Here is a 17606-nt window from a genome sequence, read left to right as displayed (position 1 = left end):
ATCTATATCTAATGTTTGCTATACACTTTTATTGTATCACATCGGGCCTCAATAATAATACGTGCAATCGTGAAAGTTTTCACTTCTCCCGTCTGTACTATATCAGACAACTGTGCCTGATGAGCAAAGCTCAATATTAAACGATTATCGACTACCCGTACCATCATCTGCCACAGTCTTCGCTGTAATGCCATCGGCTGTTGACGCAATCGACGGCGGGAAACGGTGCAGCTTCGATCATCTACTGAGATCAACGTGTCAAAAACCTCTTGCGCCATCTGTTGCAAAAACTCCATATCCTCCGTAACAGAGCGGGACATCCGCTCAAGAGAATCTATAACGGCAGGATTTATTTTTTCCAATTCCGGAATGATACAATGACGAATTCGATTGCGTTGATATTCTATATCATCGTTAGTACAATCAACACAATAAGAAATATGACGTTCCTCTAAATACGCCAGCAGCGCCTCTTTCTTCACCTCAAGTAACGGTCTTACAACAGGTATTGCATAGCTATGGCTGAGCACGGACATCCCCTGTAAACCGTTCATACCCGAGCCCCGAATAAGATGAGCCAAAATCGATTCAGCCTGGTCATTTTTATGATGAGCCACCGCAATATAATCATACCTCTTAGCTCGAGCTAAATCCGTAAGCCATCCATAACGGATATCCCGGCCTGCGGTTTCCACTGAAATCTTCCGCTCCATACTAAAAGCCGGTACATCAATAGCCACGTTGTAAAAGTCCAGATTCAGGGCTTTCACCCGATCCTGCAGCCACAGCACCTCATCCTTGCTTTCACGTCGAATCTGATGATCCATAATGGCCACCCCGATATGCCAATGAATATGTCGATGCGCCGCAACATCCAATAACAGATGAAACAATGCCATCGAATCGGGCCCGCCCGAACAGGCGACCAGTATACGGCTATGTTCAGGAAATAAATCATTCTGTTTTAATGTGAAATTAACGGTTCGAATGAGCTGCTTCACATTCACGAGCCATCGCCTCCATACCATCCTGATCACTCACAATTACATGCGGCACTTCATACGAATCCATAAAGGATGTTAAAATTTCGGCACCGGCCACGATAATATCGGCGCGTCCCGCAGGCAATCCGATCACCTGTAAACGCTCGTCACGACTCATATAGCGAAGTCTCATAATAAGCCCCTCTACAGTTTCACGACTCAATTTATGACCTTGCACACGTCTGCCATCATATACATCTAACCCCAGGTCAATTGCCGCCAATGTCGTCAACGTGCCCCCAATGCCGACAAACTCTCCAAACTGGCCTTCAACCATCATCGGTTCCCACAAAAAGCGAGTTTCCTCCCATACCCGTTGAGGTCCTTCATCAGATACGGTCTGTAAACGCACCGCCCCTACCGAATAGGAACGGCTCCAATAGACACCGTCTATATTTCCTACAGCAATTTCGGTACTGCCTCCACCGATATCGATAGTGGCGTAGTGACGACCATCCTGCAGTTGCTCACCCAAAGCCCCTTTAAAACCATATACAGCCTCTTCATCGCCACTTAAGATACGCCACTCCATCGGGCAATAATCAGAAACGGCATTCATAAAATCCATTCCATTAGGTGCTTCGCGCACGGCACTGGTGGCAAATCCACAGCAACACTGTGCTCCATATGCTTGAAGCAGGCTATGTATCTCCTTAAAAGCCCTATACGAAGCCTCTATCGATTCCGTGCGCAAGGTTCCGTCCGTATTACGCTGTCCTAGCCGCGTCGTCCATAACTGCTTCGGTTCGAAATGCCATGTAGTTCCGTCAAATTTCGCCAATAACAAACGTATCGAATTAGAACCGATATCTACAATTGCCGATTTCATATGCCCTCCTGCACCAATATTTACGGATACATAAATAAAGAGATGGCTCGAAGCCATCCCTTAACTCAATCTCGACGACCGCCACAGCCTCCGCGTTTACCTTCTGTATTTCGCTTCAAATCATGCAAGCGTTCATTACTGTCGCGCAAAAACATTTTCATTTTAGCCTCAAAAGCCTCTGTGCTTTGTTTAGTCTGAATGCGACGCGGACGCTCTTCACGAGCCTCTTCCCTCGGCTGCGTTTGACGAATAGAAAGGCCGATCTTATTTCCTTCAACGGATAAAACCTTAACTTTCACAGGATCCTCAACCTTCAATACTGTGTTGATGTCCTCTACATAACCATGCGCCACCTCAGAAATATGTACTAAACCCGTTTGTTTTTCTCCTAAATCAACAAACACTCCGAATTTCGTAATACCCGATACTGTACCATCAATAATGTTGCCAACTTCGATTGCCATGCAACCTCCTAAAATAATGCGGAAACTTCAAACTACAAACCGTTGCGAATATAACTTTATCTGTAAAAGTACAAATCATTTCACATATGGTACTTCACCAGGTTTAACCAGTCCTAACTCCTCTCGAGCCACCCCTTCTATGGTCTTCGGATCTTGTAACTTAGCCTTTTCCTGTTCTAATTCATCATTTCGCTGCTTTAGTTCTTCTAACTGTTGTTCTATATGTTGTTTTTCTTGATATACAGCCACCAAGCGATAGGCTTGCCCTAACAATAGCAAAACCATAAGCCCTATCCCGATTCGCTTGATCCACATAAGGGCAATACGCTGATCCTGTTCTCTGCGATTAGGGCGAACCCGTTTGCGCGGTTCCTTCGGTCTTTGTATTTCCGTTGTATGCTGATTCATAAATGTCCCCCCAAATATTCATCAACTGTATACTGACATTCTTAAATTATACCATAGAACTGATGAAATATGTCATACAATCTAACCCGATTTTATAGAATTTTCGTTTCGTAATTTTGATGGGACCAAAAAAGAAGAGCTTATACTTGCTTGTTCCACACTGCGCAAAATCGCTGCACAAGTACAGGCCCTCTTCTATCACTTTAACTATAATATGACCAATTAAAATAAAATTTCTCTTATATTTTTAGAGAGGTATATAATAACAGTATACTTATCAACCTTAATAGACATTTCGATAAATGATAGGAGGTCATCATGAAATTACGAAAAGTTGGTATTATCGGCACCGGTCACGTAGGATCGCATGTAGCATTTTCCCTCACATTACAGGGTGAGGCAGATATATTATACATGATGGATATCGATGAAAAGAAAGCACAGGCGCAAGCTATGGATATTAACGATGCCGTCAGTTATATTCCGCATCACGTATCAGCTACGGCAGGTCCTATCGAAAATTGCGGGGACTGCGATATTCTTATCTTCAGCGCAGGTCCTTTACCAAACATATCACAAGATAGATTGGAAACGTTAGGGGAAACGGTGGAAGTCCTAAAAGATGTCATCCCCCGCATTAAAGCATCAGGCTTTAAAGGATTCATCATTTCCATTTCAAATCCGGCCGATGTGGTCGCAACCTATTTACAAAAACATTTAAACTGGGATTATAATCGCATCATTTCATCCGGTACGGCACTTGATTCAGCGCGCTTACAAAAAGAATTAAGTCAACACTTTCATATAAGCCATCGTTCCATTACGGCCTATTGCCTCGGTGAACATGGCACCAGCGCCATGATACCTTGGTCCCACATATGTATCCAGGGCAAGCCGTTAACGCAGTTACAAAAAGAATTACCTCACCGATTCCCTCAGCTTGACCACACGCAGGTGTTAAACGATGTGAAAATCGGCGGTTATCATGTGCTGGCCGGTAAAGGTTCTACAGAGTTCGGCATTGCCAGTGCTACAACGGAACTCATCCGATCCATTTTTCACGATGAAAAAAAGGTCTTACCTTGCTCCTGTTATCTCAATGGACAGTACGGCGAATCCGGTATTTTCGCCTCTACACCGGCCATCATCGGGAAGGATGGCATCGAAGATATCTTAGAGCTGCAGTTAACGCCCGATGAATTAGAGAAATTCAGGTACTCCTGTTCCGTTATTCGAGAACATGCATTAAAAGCGGAGACCATGTAAAAACTTTCATCATAATTCCATAACCAAAATAATACTCACTGTAATCACAATTATTAAATAATATACAACAAAAGGTCCCCCCATTCCGATGAATAACGACTCTACAATGAGAGCGAACGGAATAGGCGGACCTTTTTATTCAATTAGTATGCTACCTATAATATTCTAAAAAGCTTAATACCAAGCTAAAAGAAATTAGCTATTGCGACCTGTAAAGAAGCTCACAACGGCAACAACGATAACAGCACCCGCAATAGACGGGATCAATGCCATGCCGGCAAGGCTAGGGCCCCAAGTGCCAAGCAAGGTTTGACCTACAGAAGCACCGACTAAACCTGCAACAACACGATAAATAATACCCATTTTTGCAGATTTATCTGTAATACAACCTGCCACAAAGCCGATAAATCCGCCTACAATAATAGACCAAAGCATAATATATACCTCCTATAATGTCATATCCTCAAGATTTAAAGGAAATAAATCTTTCTCCTCTACAACTTGAGGGGATTTTTCTAAATACTGCTTGCGCATCGTCCAAAGAATATCCAAATTTTCAGGAGCTAATTTAGATAATGCATAAATCATAGTGAAATTCGGTCCATAATGACCGCGTAAGCTATCCGGTATCCCCTTCGCACCCTCACCACTAATGCGATTATTGAAAAATCCTTGAATCTGTCGCGTATCCAAATCAATGATGATAAATCCCGATGCATCATACACATATAATGTATGATTAACCCGTTTTAATGCTCGTACCGTATTTGTAATAAAATACTGATCCCGCAGATCTATAAGAGATGCTTCATAACCGGAATGATAGAAGTCTCCATAATAATAGGTTCCACGATCAGAGGATTTTAACAATCCTTCCAACTCGGACCGATCCTTATCATCAAAATCGGAAAACGCTTTTACCTTAATAACATTCTTTAACCCTCTTTGATATGCCGTTGTTTCCGGAACATCCACATGAGGACCTCTGAAAGCAATCGGCATAAGGCTAAGAGTATTATTATCTAGATTATACACTCCATAACCGTCATAGCCAAGAAAATAAACTCGTGAGTCTACAGTTTTCATAGCTAAAATGCGTTTGGAGATAACTGCATCACTGGAATTTACCAATGCATGCGACTCCGGATCTATGCGAATCGTCTTGGTACCATGATTGGTTCCACCCACGGCAAGCCAATATGATAACCCCATTATAATTATGGCCAAAACGCATAGACCTATACGTTTTATATACATTTATCCTCCCCAGGAACCCCTTATCATAAAACGTAACTATATAATATGCCTCGTATATTATATATCTAATACAGATAATCTATCCTTGATAGATATTCCATCATAAATGAAATCAGGCAATAATTCCATCAACGACTTCAGTACAAAATCCCGTTCCCAGAAATACGGATGCGGAACCGTGAGACTCTCATCTTCAACAGAAAGTAACCTATCATCCTTATAAATTAAAATGATATCTAAATCCAATGTTCTCGGTCCCCAATGAATATGCCGTTCTCTACCGGCAGTGCGCTCCAGATTCTGCAATACTTCGAGCATATCATGTGGCGACAAACTGCTTTCACAGGACCACATACCATTTATAAATGTATCTTGATCTTTATATCCCCACGGTTCAGTTTCAATCAACGTGGAGGTGTGCGCATTATATATATCATGACGAGTCTGAAAGGATTGAAATGCTTCATCAATATATCGATATCTGTCCCCCAGATTCGACCCGACACCGATGAAATAAGTATACATCAAATTTGGCCCCGCGTAGTAACCACCTCGACATAATCAAGCATACCCGCAATCGGCACCGATGGTTTGCGCACCGTCACGGACAACCCTACTATACCTTGATAATGCTGATATAAGGAGTCCGAAATGAGCGCCCCCAACCGCTCTAACAGATTGCATTTCTCACCGATCATAACGGAACGCACCAACTCATAGACTTCTACATAGTTAATGGAATCCTCTAAATTATCGCTTTGTCCCGCCTTTGTAAGATCCGTGGTGATTTCCACGTCCACAAAGAACCGTTGTCCCTGTTCCTGTTCCGACTCCAGATTTCCATGATATCCGTAAAAGCCCATATTCTTTAATACGATTTTATCCATATTATTCACCTCGCAGCAAGCTATCCGCCACGGCTAAAGCTCGCTTATGCATCCGTACATTATGAACACGTACCATATCAACGCCTTGGAATACACCGGTAATGCACGCTGCTACGGTACCTTCGTCACGTTCTTCCGGTGGCAGGCCGCCCAAGATAGAACCGATAAAACGTTTTCGACTAGGCGCTAATAAAACCGGATATTCATATGCCGTCAATTCACCCAACCGCTGTATAACCTCAATGTTCTGCTCTTCCGTCTTGCCGAAACCGATTCCCGGATCAATCCAGATCTGTTGAGGTAATACACCTTCTTTCATCGCCTTGTCTATAGCAGCAAAGAAAAAGGCTTTCATATCTTCAATAATATCACCATAGTTCGTATCATTGCTGTTGTGCATGATAATAATAGGCACCTTGTATTGTGCCGCAACAGCCGCCATATCCGGGTCGTAATGCAGTCCCCACACGTCATTTATGATATGCGCTCCTTTTGAAAATGCATAATCCGCGGTCTTCGCATGATATGTATCAATCGAAACGGGAACCGTCGATGCATTCAGTACCGGTTCCAGCAACTCAGATAAACGACTGATCTCTTCATCCGCCGTCAACGGTGTTGCTCCAGGTCTCGTTGATTCGACACCGAGGTCAATGATATCCGCGCCATCCCGAATCATCTGTTTCACATGATCCACTGCCGTCTGGGGCGTGTTAAATTGACCTCCATCCGAAAAGGAATCAGGCGTTCCATTTAAAATCCCCATAATGAGGGTTCGATCGGATAAAGCCAAGCTCTTCCCATCTTTCCATGTATAATTTCTACGTTTAAACATCTGCCTGTCCTCCGCCTAACATCGCTAACGCTTCATCTCGAAGCGTCCCTGTCTCATCTAATACACCGCGACTCTCCAAGGTGATTACCTTTGAATCTTGCTGCATAGTCCCCTTAATCAACATGCATAACTGAGTTGATGTAATGCGCACAAATACACCATGAGCCGATAAATCATTCATAATCGCATCCGCCAGTTCCGACGTCAACCGCTCCTGTAATTGCGGTCTTCGACTGAGGATGTTCACCACATCCTGAAACTTACTGAGACCCGCCACACAACCGTCCTTCGGCTGATATACAATATCTACAGTACCGAAAAACGGCAACAAATGATGTTCACACATGGAATAAAACGGTATTCCACTCAAAGCTACCAGGCCCTTATAGTCCGCCGTAAAGGTGTCACCCCACGCGGATTTCGTATCCATCCCGACACCGCTAAATAATTCGCCGTATAATTCCGTTACACGACTTGGTGTTTTTTCTAATTCCGGCGCCTCTGTATCAACAGATAAAGCCTGTAAAAACTGCTTTATCCCGTCCTTCGCACGTTGATTCATCGGTCCTCCTAAACAATTTTTGTCGTCCAATCCTCAATATTCCAAATATCCGTAACCCACCCGTTATAAAATTCGGGTTCATGACTTACGAGCACAATTGTGCCTTTAAACGCGCGTAACGCACGGCTCAATTCTTCTTTCGCATACACATCAAGATGATTTGTCGGTTCATCCAGAACCAAAACATTGTACTTATTCTGCATCAATTTACAAAGGCGTACCTTCGCATTCTCTCCGCCTGAAAGCACGCGCATTTGAGATATAATATGTTCATTGGTAAGACCGCATCTCGCCAATGCCGCCCGTACCTCCGCATTAGTCATCGCCGGATACTCATTCCAGATATAGTCAAGGGCCGTCTCCGAGTTAGACGGTGCATCCTCCTGTGCAAAATAGCCGACTTGTAAAAACTCCCCTTTAACAAGCTCTCCGCTGACCGGCTTCAAAAGTCCCAATATCGTTTTCAGCAATGTTGTTTTTCCTAATCCGTTAACACCGCGGATTGCAATTTTTTTGTTTCGTTCAATCTGAAAGTCAACCGGCCTCGTAAGAGGTTCATCATAGCCGATTTCAAGTCCAAAGGCCTCCACAATAAATCGACTCGGCGTACGTCCTTCCTTAAAACCGAAACTAGGCTTGATATATTCCTTCGGTTTTTCCAGGATTTCCATCTTCTCCAACCGCTTTGCTCGCGAATTTGCCATGCCCCGCGTCGCAACACGCGCCTTGTTGCGCTGGATAAAATCCTCCATGCGTTCGATTTCCTGCTGCTGACGTTCATACGCCTTTTGGGCTTGCGCCTTCTTTACCTCATAAGCCGCCTGGAACTGATGATAGTCACCGGTATAGCGCGTAAGCACGGCTTGCTCGATATGATAAATCACATTGACTACTGAATTTAAGAACTCCATATCATGAGAAATCAGAATAAATGCATTTTCATAATTCTGCAAGTAATTTTGTAACCAATGAATATGCTCTATATCCAAATAGTTTGTCGGTTCATCCAACAGTAGAATCGTCGGTTTTTCCAGTAACAATTTTGTTAATAGCACCTTGGTACGCTGTCCACCGCTGAGTTCGGTCACATCCCGATCGAGCCCGATATCCATGAGCCCTAAACCGGATGCGGTGCGTTCAATAACCGCATCAATTTCGTAAAAGCCCCGCTGTTCAAGAATCTCCTGCCATTCCCCGACCTGTTCGAGCAGTTTATTCATTTCATCTTCCGAGACATCACCCATGCGATTATAGGCATCGTTGATATTCTGTTCCATCACGAAAAGATCATCAAAGGCCTTTTGCAAAACATCTCGAATTGTCATGCCCTTTTCAAGTACTGCATGTTGATCCAAATAACCCACAGTCACCTGATTGGACCATTCTATCTTACCCTCATCAGGCGGTAATTTACCGGTAATGATGTTGAGGAATGTAGATTTCCCTTCCCCATTAGCCCCTATGAGACCTACATGCTCGCCTTTCAGCAATCGGAACGATGCATCATCTAAAATTTGTCGCGCCCCAAAACCATGAGTCACATGGGAAACGGTTAACACACTCATATCTATCTCCATCGGAATAAAAGCCGCCTTGCATAAGACGGCTTGTTTCGTACTAATTATCGTATCTATTGTACCTTGATTGTATACATTATGTCAAAATTTGGACATCGCATATCGCAATGCGACAACTGCCATGATTTTTGCGCCTTTAATCGCTTGGTTGAGGCCATACTCAGCCCCCGATGCACAGGTGAACTCCGGTGTATGCGCCTCCAGCCCCAAACCTATTTGCAATGTCGGCTGTGCCGTCGGTACCTCATAGGACACATTGCCTACATCAGTACTGCCGTCAGCTTCGTCATCGGGCAGTCTCTTCGGCCGTTCACCGAACTCAGTCATCACCTCATCAAACAGCTCCAGTAATATCTTATCCTGACGCATATCCTTGAAGAGAGGCTCATAATGATGCATATCCACACGAGCACCATAGAGCGCTGCTATCTTCTTTGCCTCAGCTTTAATAGCCGGTAAAATAATATGTTCCAGATCATCCACAGTCCTACCGCGCACCGTCATGCGCAGCGTTGCCGTATCAGTCACCACATTAGGGGCCGCCCCGGCCTCCGTAAAAATGGTACCTATGATAGCACCCTTAGGAAATTGCTCCGCTTTCATACGTTTTATCGATTGATATAAATCAACGGCACAGTCAAGCGCATTGACACCGGAATCTGTAAGGGATGCAATATGACAGGCACGGCCGTAAAAAGTCACCTCCAGAGGATGCGTCGCCAACGATGTACCGCCAACCTCATTTTCACCCCCCGGATGAATGATAAGTGCCCCCTCATATCCATCAAAAAGATGCTCCTCCGCCATATATACCTTACCGCCGATAGTTTCTTCGGCAGGACAGCCGAAAAAGGTGGTACCCCAACGTTCATCACAAGTTTGGCTAAAGGCTATAGCCGCGCCCATACTCATGATTGCGATTAAATTATGTCCGCACCCATGACCTAACTCGGGCAATGCATCATATTCGCCGAGAAAAGCCATTTTATGATTCCCTTCTATATTCTTATCGCTGCGCATTGCGGTGCGCAGTTCAGGCCGTCCAGTTAATCCGACTTGTGTGATGAATCCTTTATCCGTCATGTACTGACTGATTTTCTCCAGCGCTTTAAATTCCGCCTGTCCCAACTCGGGATTATCATGCAGGAATAGAGAAATTTCCTTTAACTCATCCTGCAAATTGTCAATAATAGCACAAGCCTGTGCTTCACGTTCCTGTAATGTCATAATTCCTCTTTCTTATTAGGATGTATACGGCGATAACACGATTGTGTTTGAAATATATCTGAAATGAACATGTGCTCCTAACGGCAATGTCTGATGTGGCGTACCGTGTCCGGTCGGAACATAACATACGAAAGGCTCCGGCAAAGACGAGTTACGATTTTCCTCCATATATCGCAATGCTTCATACCCTATATCATACCCCTGTTCGTCCTCATCGCCCTCACAATCCGTGAAAGTTCCGATCATAAGACCTTTGATGCGATTCAACAATCCCGATAGACGCCATTGTTGCAACATACGATCTAATTTATACGGCGCTTCCCCTATATCTTCAATAAAGAGAATCATATCCTCAATACTGTCATCCTCAAAAAAATACGGAGTACCGCAAAGCATGGATAGCATTGTCATGTTACCGCCACGCAAGATACCGTCTCCTAATTCGGTTCCGATGGCACCGCGGGGCGGCTCCGATAACGGTTCAATCACCTGCAGATTACCTTCCACCGCATTAAATAGAGCATCAATGTCATCATATCTTTCCGGTTTAAAATCAACCCCCATCGGACCGTGATAGGTTACGAGCCGACTGTATCGATTAATCGCCATATGAAGAGCTGTACAGTCACTATAACCGATAAAGGGCTTCTTATACGCTCGAATAGTATCGTAGTCAATTTTATCAAGATATCGCATCGTGCCGTAGCCGCCACGCAATGCCAAGACCGCATCACAAGGGCCATCTGTCATCATCCATTTAAATTCTTCGGCTTGTTTTTCTGCCGCTCCGCCATATAGTCCCTTGCTGCGACAGGATTCACCGAATATAACATCATACCCTTTCGCCCTGCATATCTGCTGTATCATTTCTAATGACTCAGAGCTGCTGCTGGCAGGTGCTATACATCCGATTGTCATACCCGGCACCAACCGCTTTGGATATTTCCACTCCATAATACCTCACAACTTTATCTAAACTTTCCTAACTTTCATTCTGAAAAGGAAACATACAAAAAGACGTACACATTGTGTACGTCTTAAGTGTATCTTATTTGTATGCTTTTTTAAAGTCAACAAGACCCAATGTGATCCAGAAATAATCTTGAATTGTTCCGTTCGTTACATATGGCTGGGTTGTAAAATACAACGGCATAACAAGGGATTCATCAAAAATCATCTTTTCCGCATCATGCATGAGCGCATCACGTTCCGCCCCATTAGGGGTTACGCGGATACGCGCAATGAGGTCATTGTATTCTTCGCTATGATATTGACCGTCATTATCCTCTGCGGAGAACACCTCCAGGAAGTTTTGAGGGTCGCTGTAGTCCGCTACCCAGGAAGCACGAGCCACCTGGTATTTACCGGCCTCTCTATCAGCGAGGAATACCTTTGTTTCCTGATTCTGCAAACGCACATCTGCACCAAAAGCTTCGGTCCAGGCCGCTTGAATAGCTTCTGCAATAGATTTGTGCAACTCGCTGGTGTTGTACAAAATCGTAATCGGCGGCAACGGACGATTTTTCCCATAGCCTGCATTTCTCAGAATTTCCTTCGCCTGTTCTACATCTTCGTACACGAGATAGCTGCCGGCTTCGCGGAAATCATCGCGGCCGTTGCTTTCAAGCATACCGTACGGCACGAACGCATATGCGGCCTCTTTACCACCCTTGACGATATTTTTAACAATCTCAGCCCGATTGATAACCATGGAGAATGCTTTACGCACTTCAGGATCTGTGAACGGTTCGGCGGTCACGTTAAACACATAGTAATAGTTACCCAACATAGGCCCGATATGTAACAGACCGGCCTCTTCCAGCCGCTGTTGATCCGCCACCGGCGGTTCCACGGTCATATCGGCTTCGCCGCCTTCCACAAGGGTCAACCGCGTACTTTGAGATTCACTGATAGGCCAGTTCATGTTTTCGGTCTTAACGGAATCGGCATCCCAATAGTTCGGATTCTTTACAAAATCCATTTCTCCGTTGTGGTGCCAACGAAGCAGACGGTACGGGCCGTTGGATACCAGCGTTTCCGCCTCGGATGCCCAGTTTTCATGAGCCTCTACCGCTTTTTTATTCACCGGATAATAACCGTGAGATGCAAGCAGTTTCAAGAAATACGCCGTCGGATTTTCCAGTGTAACTACAAGCGTATCATCATCAACGGCCTTAACACCTACATCATCAGCCTCGGCATCACCGTTATTATAGGCTTCGCCGTTTTTCAGTACATATAACATATACGCATTATCCGCATGAACATCAGGATTTAGGGCACGCTTCCATGCGTATTCAAAGTCGCGGGCGGTCAACGGCTCACCGTTCGACCACTTCAAGTCAGGTCGTAAATGGAATGTATATTCCAAACCATCTTCGGAAATTTCCCAGCTTTTCGCAAGCGCCGGTTCCGGCTCACTTTCATCATTGAGGCGCACAAGGCCATCAAATAATTGTAATTGTACCGTAGCCTCCGGAGACGTGTTCGACTTCGCCGGATCTAGCGTAGACGGTTCCTGCTCTAAAACATAACGGATTGTATGTTCATCTATATGTTGAGCCCCTCTTGGGTATCCGAACACAAATAGAATCACACTCACACCGAGAGCGAGAACCATGAGTTTTAACAAATTGCGTTTATCCATCATGGCAATGCTTCCTCTACAAATTCTTTCATACTGCGCCCCACTCGAGCACCTAATTCTTTGGCACGGTCATTTTCAATGCCGCTCATGAGCAGCACAAAACAAAAATGACCTCTAAATGTTTCCAGTACGCCTCCATCATGCTCTACGCAATCAAGAGATCCCGTTTTATGGTGAAAGCATACATCTTCGCCCCAATAAAAGGGCAGAATATCTCTAAATTGTTGACGTCCCAAAATATTCCACATTTCATGACCGTATGCATCACGGTCTCTATGTTCAAAAATGTGATGATACAAGCGCGCTAAGGACATGGCGGTTAGCCGATTCTCCCGGCCCTCTGAAGATGCCTCAAAGTCCATCATCATACGATTAAGTTCCAAGTCATCAAGCCCCAGCTGTTCCGCACGGGCATTGATATTCTCCATACCGAGCGTCACGATAAGAAGGTTTGTAGCCCAATTATCACTGAGCACCATCATCAGCCGACATAATTCCAGATATGTAAAACTATGTTTACCTGTCAGCTCCTGTAATGCTCCGCCCCCTTCAACTCGAGGTGTACGCGAAAGAGGAACCGCATCATTCAGATTCAGTTGCTCGGTGCGAGCCAAATGAAAAACGTATTCCATAATGAGTACCTTAATCATACTCGCACCGGTATGTACCGTATGTTCTCCCTTAGCAGCGATGAGAATCGGTTCCTCGCCATCATCAAATTGCATAACTACATAGGATATGTTCCCGGTAGGTGCAAATTCTCTGATGTACGCATCAAGCCTATTCTCCAAAGACTTGCCAACAATTAGTTTTCCCATTTATAATCTCCCGTTACAAATGCCAACACGCAATACGACGATCAGCCCACTCCCTAAGCGGTGGTCGCTCTGTATAACACCTTTGTTCCGCCTCCGGACAACGTCCGCTGAATAAGCATCCTGTGGGCGGATTTAATGGATTTGGCGGCTCCCCTCTGAGCGGTGTCCCTATCGGCGCATGAGGGATAACCGGTCCGTTCAGTGCCGTTAACGCACGAGTATATGGATGTTGTGGGAATTCATACAAATCGAGAGCCGGTCCCTCTTCCATAACAGACCCCATGTACATAACCACCATCCGATGGCTGATGTAACGCACCATACTCAAATCATGAGAAATGAAAAGGTACGATATCCCGTTTAATGCCTGCAAACGTTCCAATAACGTCATAATCTGTACCTGAATCGATACATCTAATGCCGAAAGCGGCTCATCGCAGATAATACATTTCGGCTCCATAATCAAAGCACGCGCAATACCGATACGTTGCCGTTGACCGCCGGATAATTCATGAGCATATCGTTCCCCGAAAGCCATCGTAAGGCCTACCTGCTCCAACACTTCTTTTACACGAATGACACGATCTCGAGCGGTGTATTTCGTATCCAACTCCAAAGGCTCTTCTAAAATAGTGTTAACGGTAAGCCTTGGATTGAGCGATGCGTAAGGATTTTGAAAAACCATCTGCATCACAGGATGAACCGCCTCTCGATTTCTATAAGGATCAATTTCCTGACCGTTCATATAAATGGAACCGGACGTAGCCTCATGTAAACCCATCAAGGTGTATCCGAAAGTGGATTTACCGCAACCGGATTCCCCAACAATACCGAGTGTTTCCCCTTCCGATTGATACAGGCTAACCCCTTGTAAAGCATGTACCGTTTGTTTCGGCTTAAATAAGCCGCTTGACAGAGTAAACTCTTTAACGAGATTTTCTGTCTCCCATACATATCCCATTAGAGTCCCTCCAACTTAGATAACCAACATGCAAATTGATGATTTTCAGCGACATCCACATCCATCGGGATACGCTTGCCGCAAATGCGCATAGCCCATTTACAACGAGGATTAAAAGAACAGCCTCGAGGCAGATTAAATAAATCCGGCGGCTGACCTTCTACGGCTTTCAGTTCACCATGCCATTTCCCTTGGGGCAATGCCAACAGCAGACCTATTGTATAAGGATGTCTCGGGTCATTAAATATTCCGTCAACGGTCGCAGACTCTACACATTTACCGGCATATAGAACCATAACGCGATCACAAAGCTGAGCAATAACCCGCAAATTATGAGAGATAAAAATAATCCCAATGCCTGCCTCAACGGCTAAGGTCTGCATGAGGCGTAAAATCTGAGCCTCTGTAGTCACATCAAGTGCCGTCGTCGGCTCATCGCAGATGAGAATCTTTGGTCGCCCCGCCACAGCCATGGCGATACATACCCGCTGACGCATACCGCCACTCAACTCATGAGGATATTGCGATAAACGCTTTTCCGGTGTAGACAAGCCCATCTTCGTTAACAAATCAATAGCTATCACCTTTTCATCGTAATCATCACCATAAGCATTACTGCGTTCGATGACTTCATACAACTGTTCACCAATCGTCAAAATCGGGTTTAAGGAGGTCATAGGATCCTGGAACACCATAGCTACCGTGGTGCCTCGCAATTCATTCCAGTCATCCTCATCATATGATAAGCAATCATGACCATCGATTACAAATGAATCGGCCTTAATCCTCGTTTTCCCGCTCGGTAATAGACCCATTAACGAATTAACGAGCACAGATTTACCGCATCCGGACTCACCCACGATACCTAAGATTTCTCCGGCTTTCAAGGTGAGATCTTGATTTCGAATCACACGCAACGGACCTTGGAAGGTATCAATCGTAATAGACACATTGCGAACATCAATAATTTTGTTGTTCATCATCTATCTCCTTCCTTAGGATCCAATACATTGCGCAAGCCGTCGCCGAGAAATACAAAACCGAGCATAGTTATACTGATTGCGACAGCAGGAAAAATCAACTGAAACGGGTAAGAACGCATACTGCTGATACCTTCGGATGCCAACACACCCCAACTTGCCATCGGTGCATTTACACCGAGTCCGATAAAGCTGAGAAATGCTTCCGTAAAAATAGCTTCCGGAATAGCCAACATCAAGGTAATGATAATAGGCCCCACACAGTTCGGCAAAATATGACGCATTAAAATACGTCTCTTCGGAATCCCCATCGCCTCAGCGGCAACGATATATTCCTCACGTTTCACTTTCAAAATCTGACTGCGTACGATACGAGCCATATTTAGCCAATAAGCAATACCCAAGGCCAGAAAAATAGACATAAGACCCGGTCCCAGTACGACCATCAGCAAAATAACATATAGCAGGAGAGGAATACCGTAAAGGATATCTACGATAGCCATCATGATACGGTCCACCTTGCCGCCCATATAACCGGCAATACCGCCATACATTACACCGATAACAAGATTGATGAAAGCCGCTACAAACCCGATAGTCAAGGAAATACGGGCGCCGTACATAACGCGCGTATAAATATCACGGCCTAATGTGTCGGTACCGAACCAATGTTCAAAGCTCGGCTCCTGATTCGCATTCAATAAAGATTGATCCGCATAGGTATACGGTGAGATAATAGGTCCTAAAATCGCCAGTACAATCATCACCAGAATAATGGACGCACCTACAACGGCTAATCGATTTACCTTGAATCGTTCCCACTTACCCGGACGTTTTACAAACGTCGAACTGTCATCCTGCGGGGAGCGTTCAATAGGAAAAAATTCTTCTCTATTCATTTCTGTCCTCCCCTGTCGTCACGCGTGGATCGATCAATGGGTACACCATATCCACAAGAATATTAAGTGCTACTACGAGGGCACTATAAAAAATCGTTATACCTAAAATAACCGTATAATCTCGATTATAAATAGACGTTACAAAATATTGACCTAAACCAGGAATCGCAAAAATCGTTTCCACGATGAAGCTGCCGGTCAAAAGTCCCGCCGCTAAAGGTCCTAAATATGTAATTACAGGCAGTATGGCATTACCTAAAGCGTGCCGCGTCAAAATTGTCCAACGGCTCAGGCCCTTAGCACGTGCCGTACGGATATATTCCTGTTGATACACATCGAGCAAACCGCTTCTGGTGAGCCGTGCAATAAACGCCATCGGCTGTGCCGCCAAAGTAAGTACGGGCAACACCATATAGGACGGCCCACGCCATAATGCGACAGGTAGCCAGCCCAATTCAAAGCCTACCACATATACCAACACGGCCCCAATAATAAAGGTAGGCACAGAAATGCCCAAGGTGGATACAAATGTCATCACGTAATCTACAATACCATTTGGTCGCATCGCACTGATAGCTCCGGCCGTAATTCCACCTGCAACGGCTACGGCTAACGCCAACAACCCGAGTTGTGCGGAAACCGGAAATGCATCATTGATGATATCGTTAACACTACGCCCTTCATATTTAAATGACGGTCCCAAATCCCCCTGAACCACACTGCCCAGATAATCGCCATATTGCTTCCACAACGGATCATCCAAATGATACTTCGCTTCAATACTTTCTTTTACCTGGGGCGGTAATTTTTTTTCCGTTGTAAAAGGTCCACCCGGTATTGCATGCATTAATGCAAAGGTTACGGTAATAATAACCCACAAGATTATAATTGCGCCACCTAGACGTCGAAACACATACCTTGTCATTTAACTATCCTCCATAGAAAA

20 protein-coding genes are annotated in these 17606 nt (G+C 44.8%); 1 reads left to right on the top strand and 19 read right to left on the bottom strand.

The genetic code is table 11. From position 1 onward, the window contains the following. Window positions 1-8: 8 nt before the first annotated feature. The 4 genes from tilS to VEHSUH05_RS05205 form a co-directional block, all read right to left on the bottom strand. A complete protein-coding gene (gene tilS / locus VEHSUH05_RS05220) occupies window positions 9-1007 on the bottom strand; it encodes a tRNA lysidine(34) synthetase TilS (RefSeq protein WP_105090952.1) in 999 nt (332 codons plus the stop codon). Next, entirely contained in the window at window positions 976-1872 is an 897-nt protein-coding gene (locus VEHSUH05_RS05215) for a Ppx/GppA phosphatase family protein (RefSeq protein WP_105090951.1), read from the bottom strand. The genes tilS and VEHSUH05_RS05215 overlap by 32 nt, the downstream gene beginning before the upstream one ends. Before the next feature lie 65 nt (window positions 1873-1937). Beyond that, entirely contained in the window at window positions 1938-2336 is a 399-nt protein-coding gene (locus VEHSUH05_RS05210) for a S1 RNA-binding domain-containing protein (RefSeq protein ID WP_054674760.1), read from the bottom strand. A gap of 75 nt (window positions 2337-2411) precedes the next feature. Then, entirely contained in the window at window positions 2412-2744 is a 333-nt protein-coding gene (locus VEHSUH05_RS05205) for an FtsB family cell division protein (RefSeq protein ID WP_038117092.1), read from the bottom strand. Window positions 2745-3062: 318 nt separating this feature from the next. On the opposite strand from VEHSUH05_RS05205, the gene VEHSUH05_RS05200 reads away from it, so the two are divergent. Next, complete coding sequence (locus VEHSUH05_RS05200) at window positions 3063-4010, top strand: L-lactate dehydrogenase (RefSeq protein ID WP_105090950.1); 948 nt, start codon at window positions 3063-3065, stop codon at window positions 4008-4010. A gap of 195 nt (window positions 4011-4205) precedes the next feature. Here the strand turns inward: VEHSUH05_RS05200 and VEHSUH05_RS05195 are convergent, their stop codons facing one another. The 15 genes from VEHSUH05_RS05195 to VEHSUH05_RS05125 form a co-directional block, all read right to left on the bottom strand. Beyond that, window positions 4206-4445, bottom strand: coding sequence for a GlsB/YeaQ/YmgE family stress response membrane protein (locus tag VEHSUH05_RS05195; RefSeq protein ID WP_038117095.1), 240 nt, complete (start codon window positions 4443-4445; stop codon window positions 4206-4208). Window positions 4446-4457: 12 nt separating this feature from the next. Then, window positions 4458-5267, bottom strand: a complete 810-nt coding sequence (locus tag VEHSUH05_RS05190; protein ID WP_038117097.1) for a hypothetical protein — start codon at window positions 5265-5267, stop codon at window positions 4458-4460. 57 nt (window positions 5268-5324) lie between these two features. Then, window positions 5325-5792, bottom strand: coding sequence for a 2-amino-4-hydroxy-6-hydroxymethyldihydropteridine diphosphokinase (gene folK, locus VEHSUH05_RS05185; RefSeq protein ID WP_105090949.1), 468 nt, complete (start codon window positions 5790-5792; stop codon window positions 5325-5327). After that, window positions 5792-6154 carry a dihydroneopterin aldolase gene (folB, locus tag VEHSUH05_RS05180; RefSeq protein ID WP_038117103.1) on the bottom strand — a complete coding sequence of 121 codons (363 nt, stop codon included), beginning with the start codon at window positions 6152-6154 and terminating at the stop codon, window positions 5792-5794. Before folB ends, folK begins: the two co-directional genes overlap by 1 nt. 1 nt (window position 6155) lies before the next feature. Continuing rightward, entirely contained in the window at window positions 6156-6989 is an 834-nt protein-coding gene (gene folP / locus VEHSUH05_RS05175) for a dihydropteroate synthase (protein ID WP_105090948.1), read from the bottom strand. Continuing rightward, the gene (gene folE / locus VEHSUH05_RS05170; protein WP_095065464.1) at window positions 6982-7551 is read right to left on the bottom strand and encodes a GTP cyclohydrolase I; all 570 of its coding nucleotides are present in this window, start codon (window positions 7549-7551) and stop codon (window positions 6982-6984) included. Before folE ends, folP begins: the two co-directional genes overlap by 8 nt. A gap of 8 nt (window positions 7552-7559) precedes the next feature. Then, window positions 7560-9116, bottom strand: a complete 1557-nt coding sequence (locus VEHSUH05_RS05165; RefSeq protein ID WP_105090947.1) for an ABC-F family ATP-binding cassette domain-containing protein — start codon at window positions 9114-9116, stop codon at window positions 7560-7562. A gap of 93 nt (window positions 9117-9209) precedes the next feature. Continuing rightward, on the bottom strand, window positions 9210-10355 hold the full coding sequence (locus tag VEHSUH05_RS05160; RefSeq protein WP_105090946.1) for an amidohydrolase: 1146 nt from the start codon (window positions 10353-10355) through the stop codon (window positions 9210-9212). A 15-nt stretch (window positions 10356-10370) separates the two neighbouring features. Further along, window positions 10371-11309 carry a S66 peptidase family protein gene (locus tag VEHSUH05_RS05155; RefSeq protein WP_105090945.1) on the bottom strand — a complete coding sequence of 313 codons (939 nt, stop codon included), beginning with the start codon at window positions 11307-11309 and terminating at the stop codon, window positions 10371-10373. Between the two features lie 94 nt (window positions 11310-11403). Beyond that, window positions 11404-13005, bottom strand: a complete 1602-nt coding sequence (locus tag VEHSUH05_RS05150) for a peptide ABC transporter substrate-binding protein (RefSeq protein WP_105090944.1) — start codon at window positions 13003-13005, stop codon at window positions 11404-11406. After that, window positions 13002-13820 carry a serine hydrolase gene (locus tag VEHSUH05_RS05145; protein WP_105090943.1) on the bottom strand — a complete coding sequence of 273 codons (819 nt, stop codon included), beginning with the start codon at window positions 13818-13820 and terminating at the stop codon, window positions 13002-13004. The genes VEHSUH05_RS05150 and VEHSUH05_RS05145 overlap by 4 nt, the downstream gene beginning before the upstream one ends. Before the next feature lie 13 nt (window positions 13821-13833). Next, on the bottom strand, window positions 13834-14781 hold the full coding sequence (locus tag VEHSUH05_RS05140; protein WP_105090942.1) for an ABC transporter ATP-binding protein: 948 nt from the start codon (window positions 14779-14781) through the stop codon (window positions 13834-13836). After that, complete coding sequence (locus VEHSUH05_RS05135) at window positions 14781-15761, bottom strand: ABC transporter ATP-binding protein (RefSeq protein WP_105090941.1); 981 nt, start codon at window positions 15759-15761, stop codon at window positions 14781-14783. Before VEHSUH05_RS05135 ends, VEHSUH05_RS05140 begins: the two co-directional genes overlap by 1 nt. After that, entirely contained in the window at window positions 15761-16660 is a 900-nt protein-coding gene (locus VEHSUH05_RS05130; protein WP_038117124.1) for an ABC transporter permease, read from the bottom strand. Before VEHSUH05_RS05130 ends, VEHSUH05_RS05135 begins: the two co-directional genes overlap by 1 nt. Further along, the gene (locus VEHSUH05_RS05125; protein WP_105090940.1) at window positions 16653-17585 is read right to left on the bottom strand and encodes an ABC transporter permease; all 933 of its coding nucleotides are present in this window, start codon (window positions 17583-17585) and stop codon (window positions 16653-16655) included. The genes VEHSUH05_RS05130 and VEHSUH05_RS05125 overlap by 8 nt, the downstream gene beginning before the upstream one ends. Window positions 17586-17606: the final 21 nt, after the last annotated feature.

Origin of the sequence: Veillonella denticariosi JCM 15641 (genome assembly GCF_002959855.1) — a bacterium.
GTDB classification, from domain to species: Bacteria; Bacillota; Negativicutes; order Veillonellales; family Veillonellaceae; genus Veillonella; species Veillonella denticariosi.
Note: the sequence above shows the minus strand (reverse complement) of the source record. Positions and strands in the feature narration are given on the sequence as shown.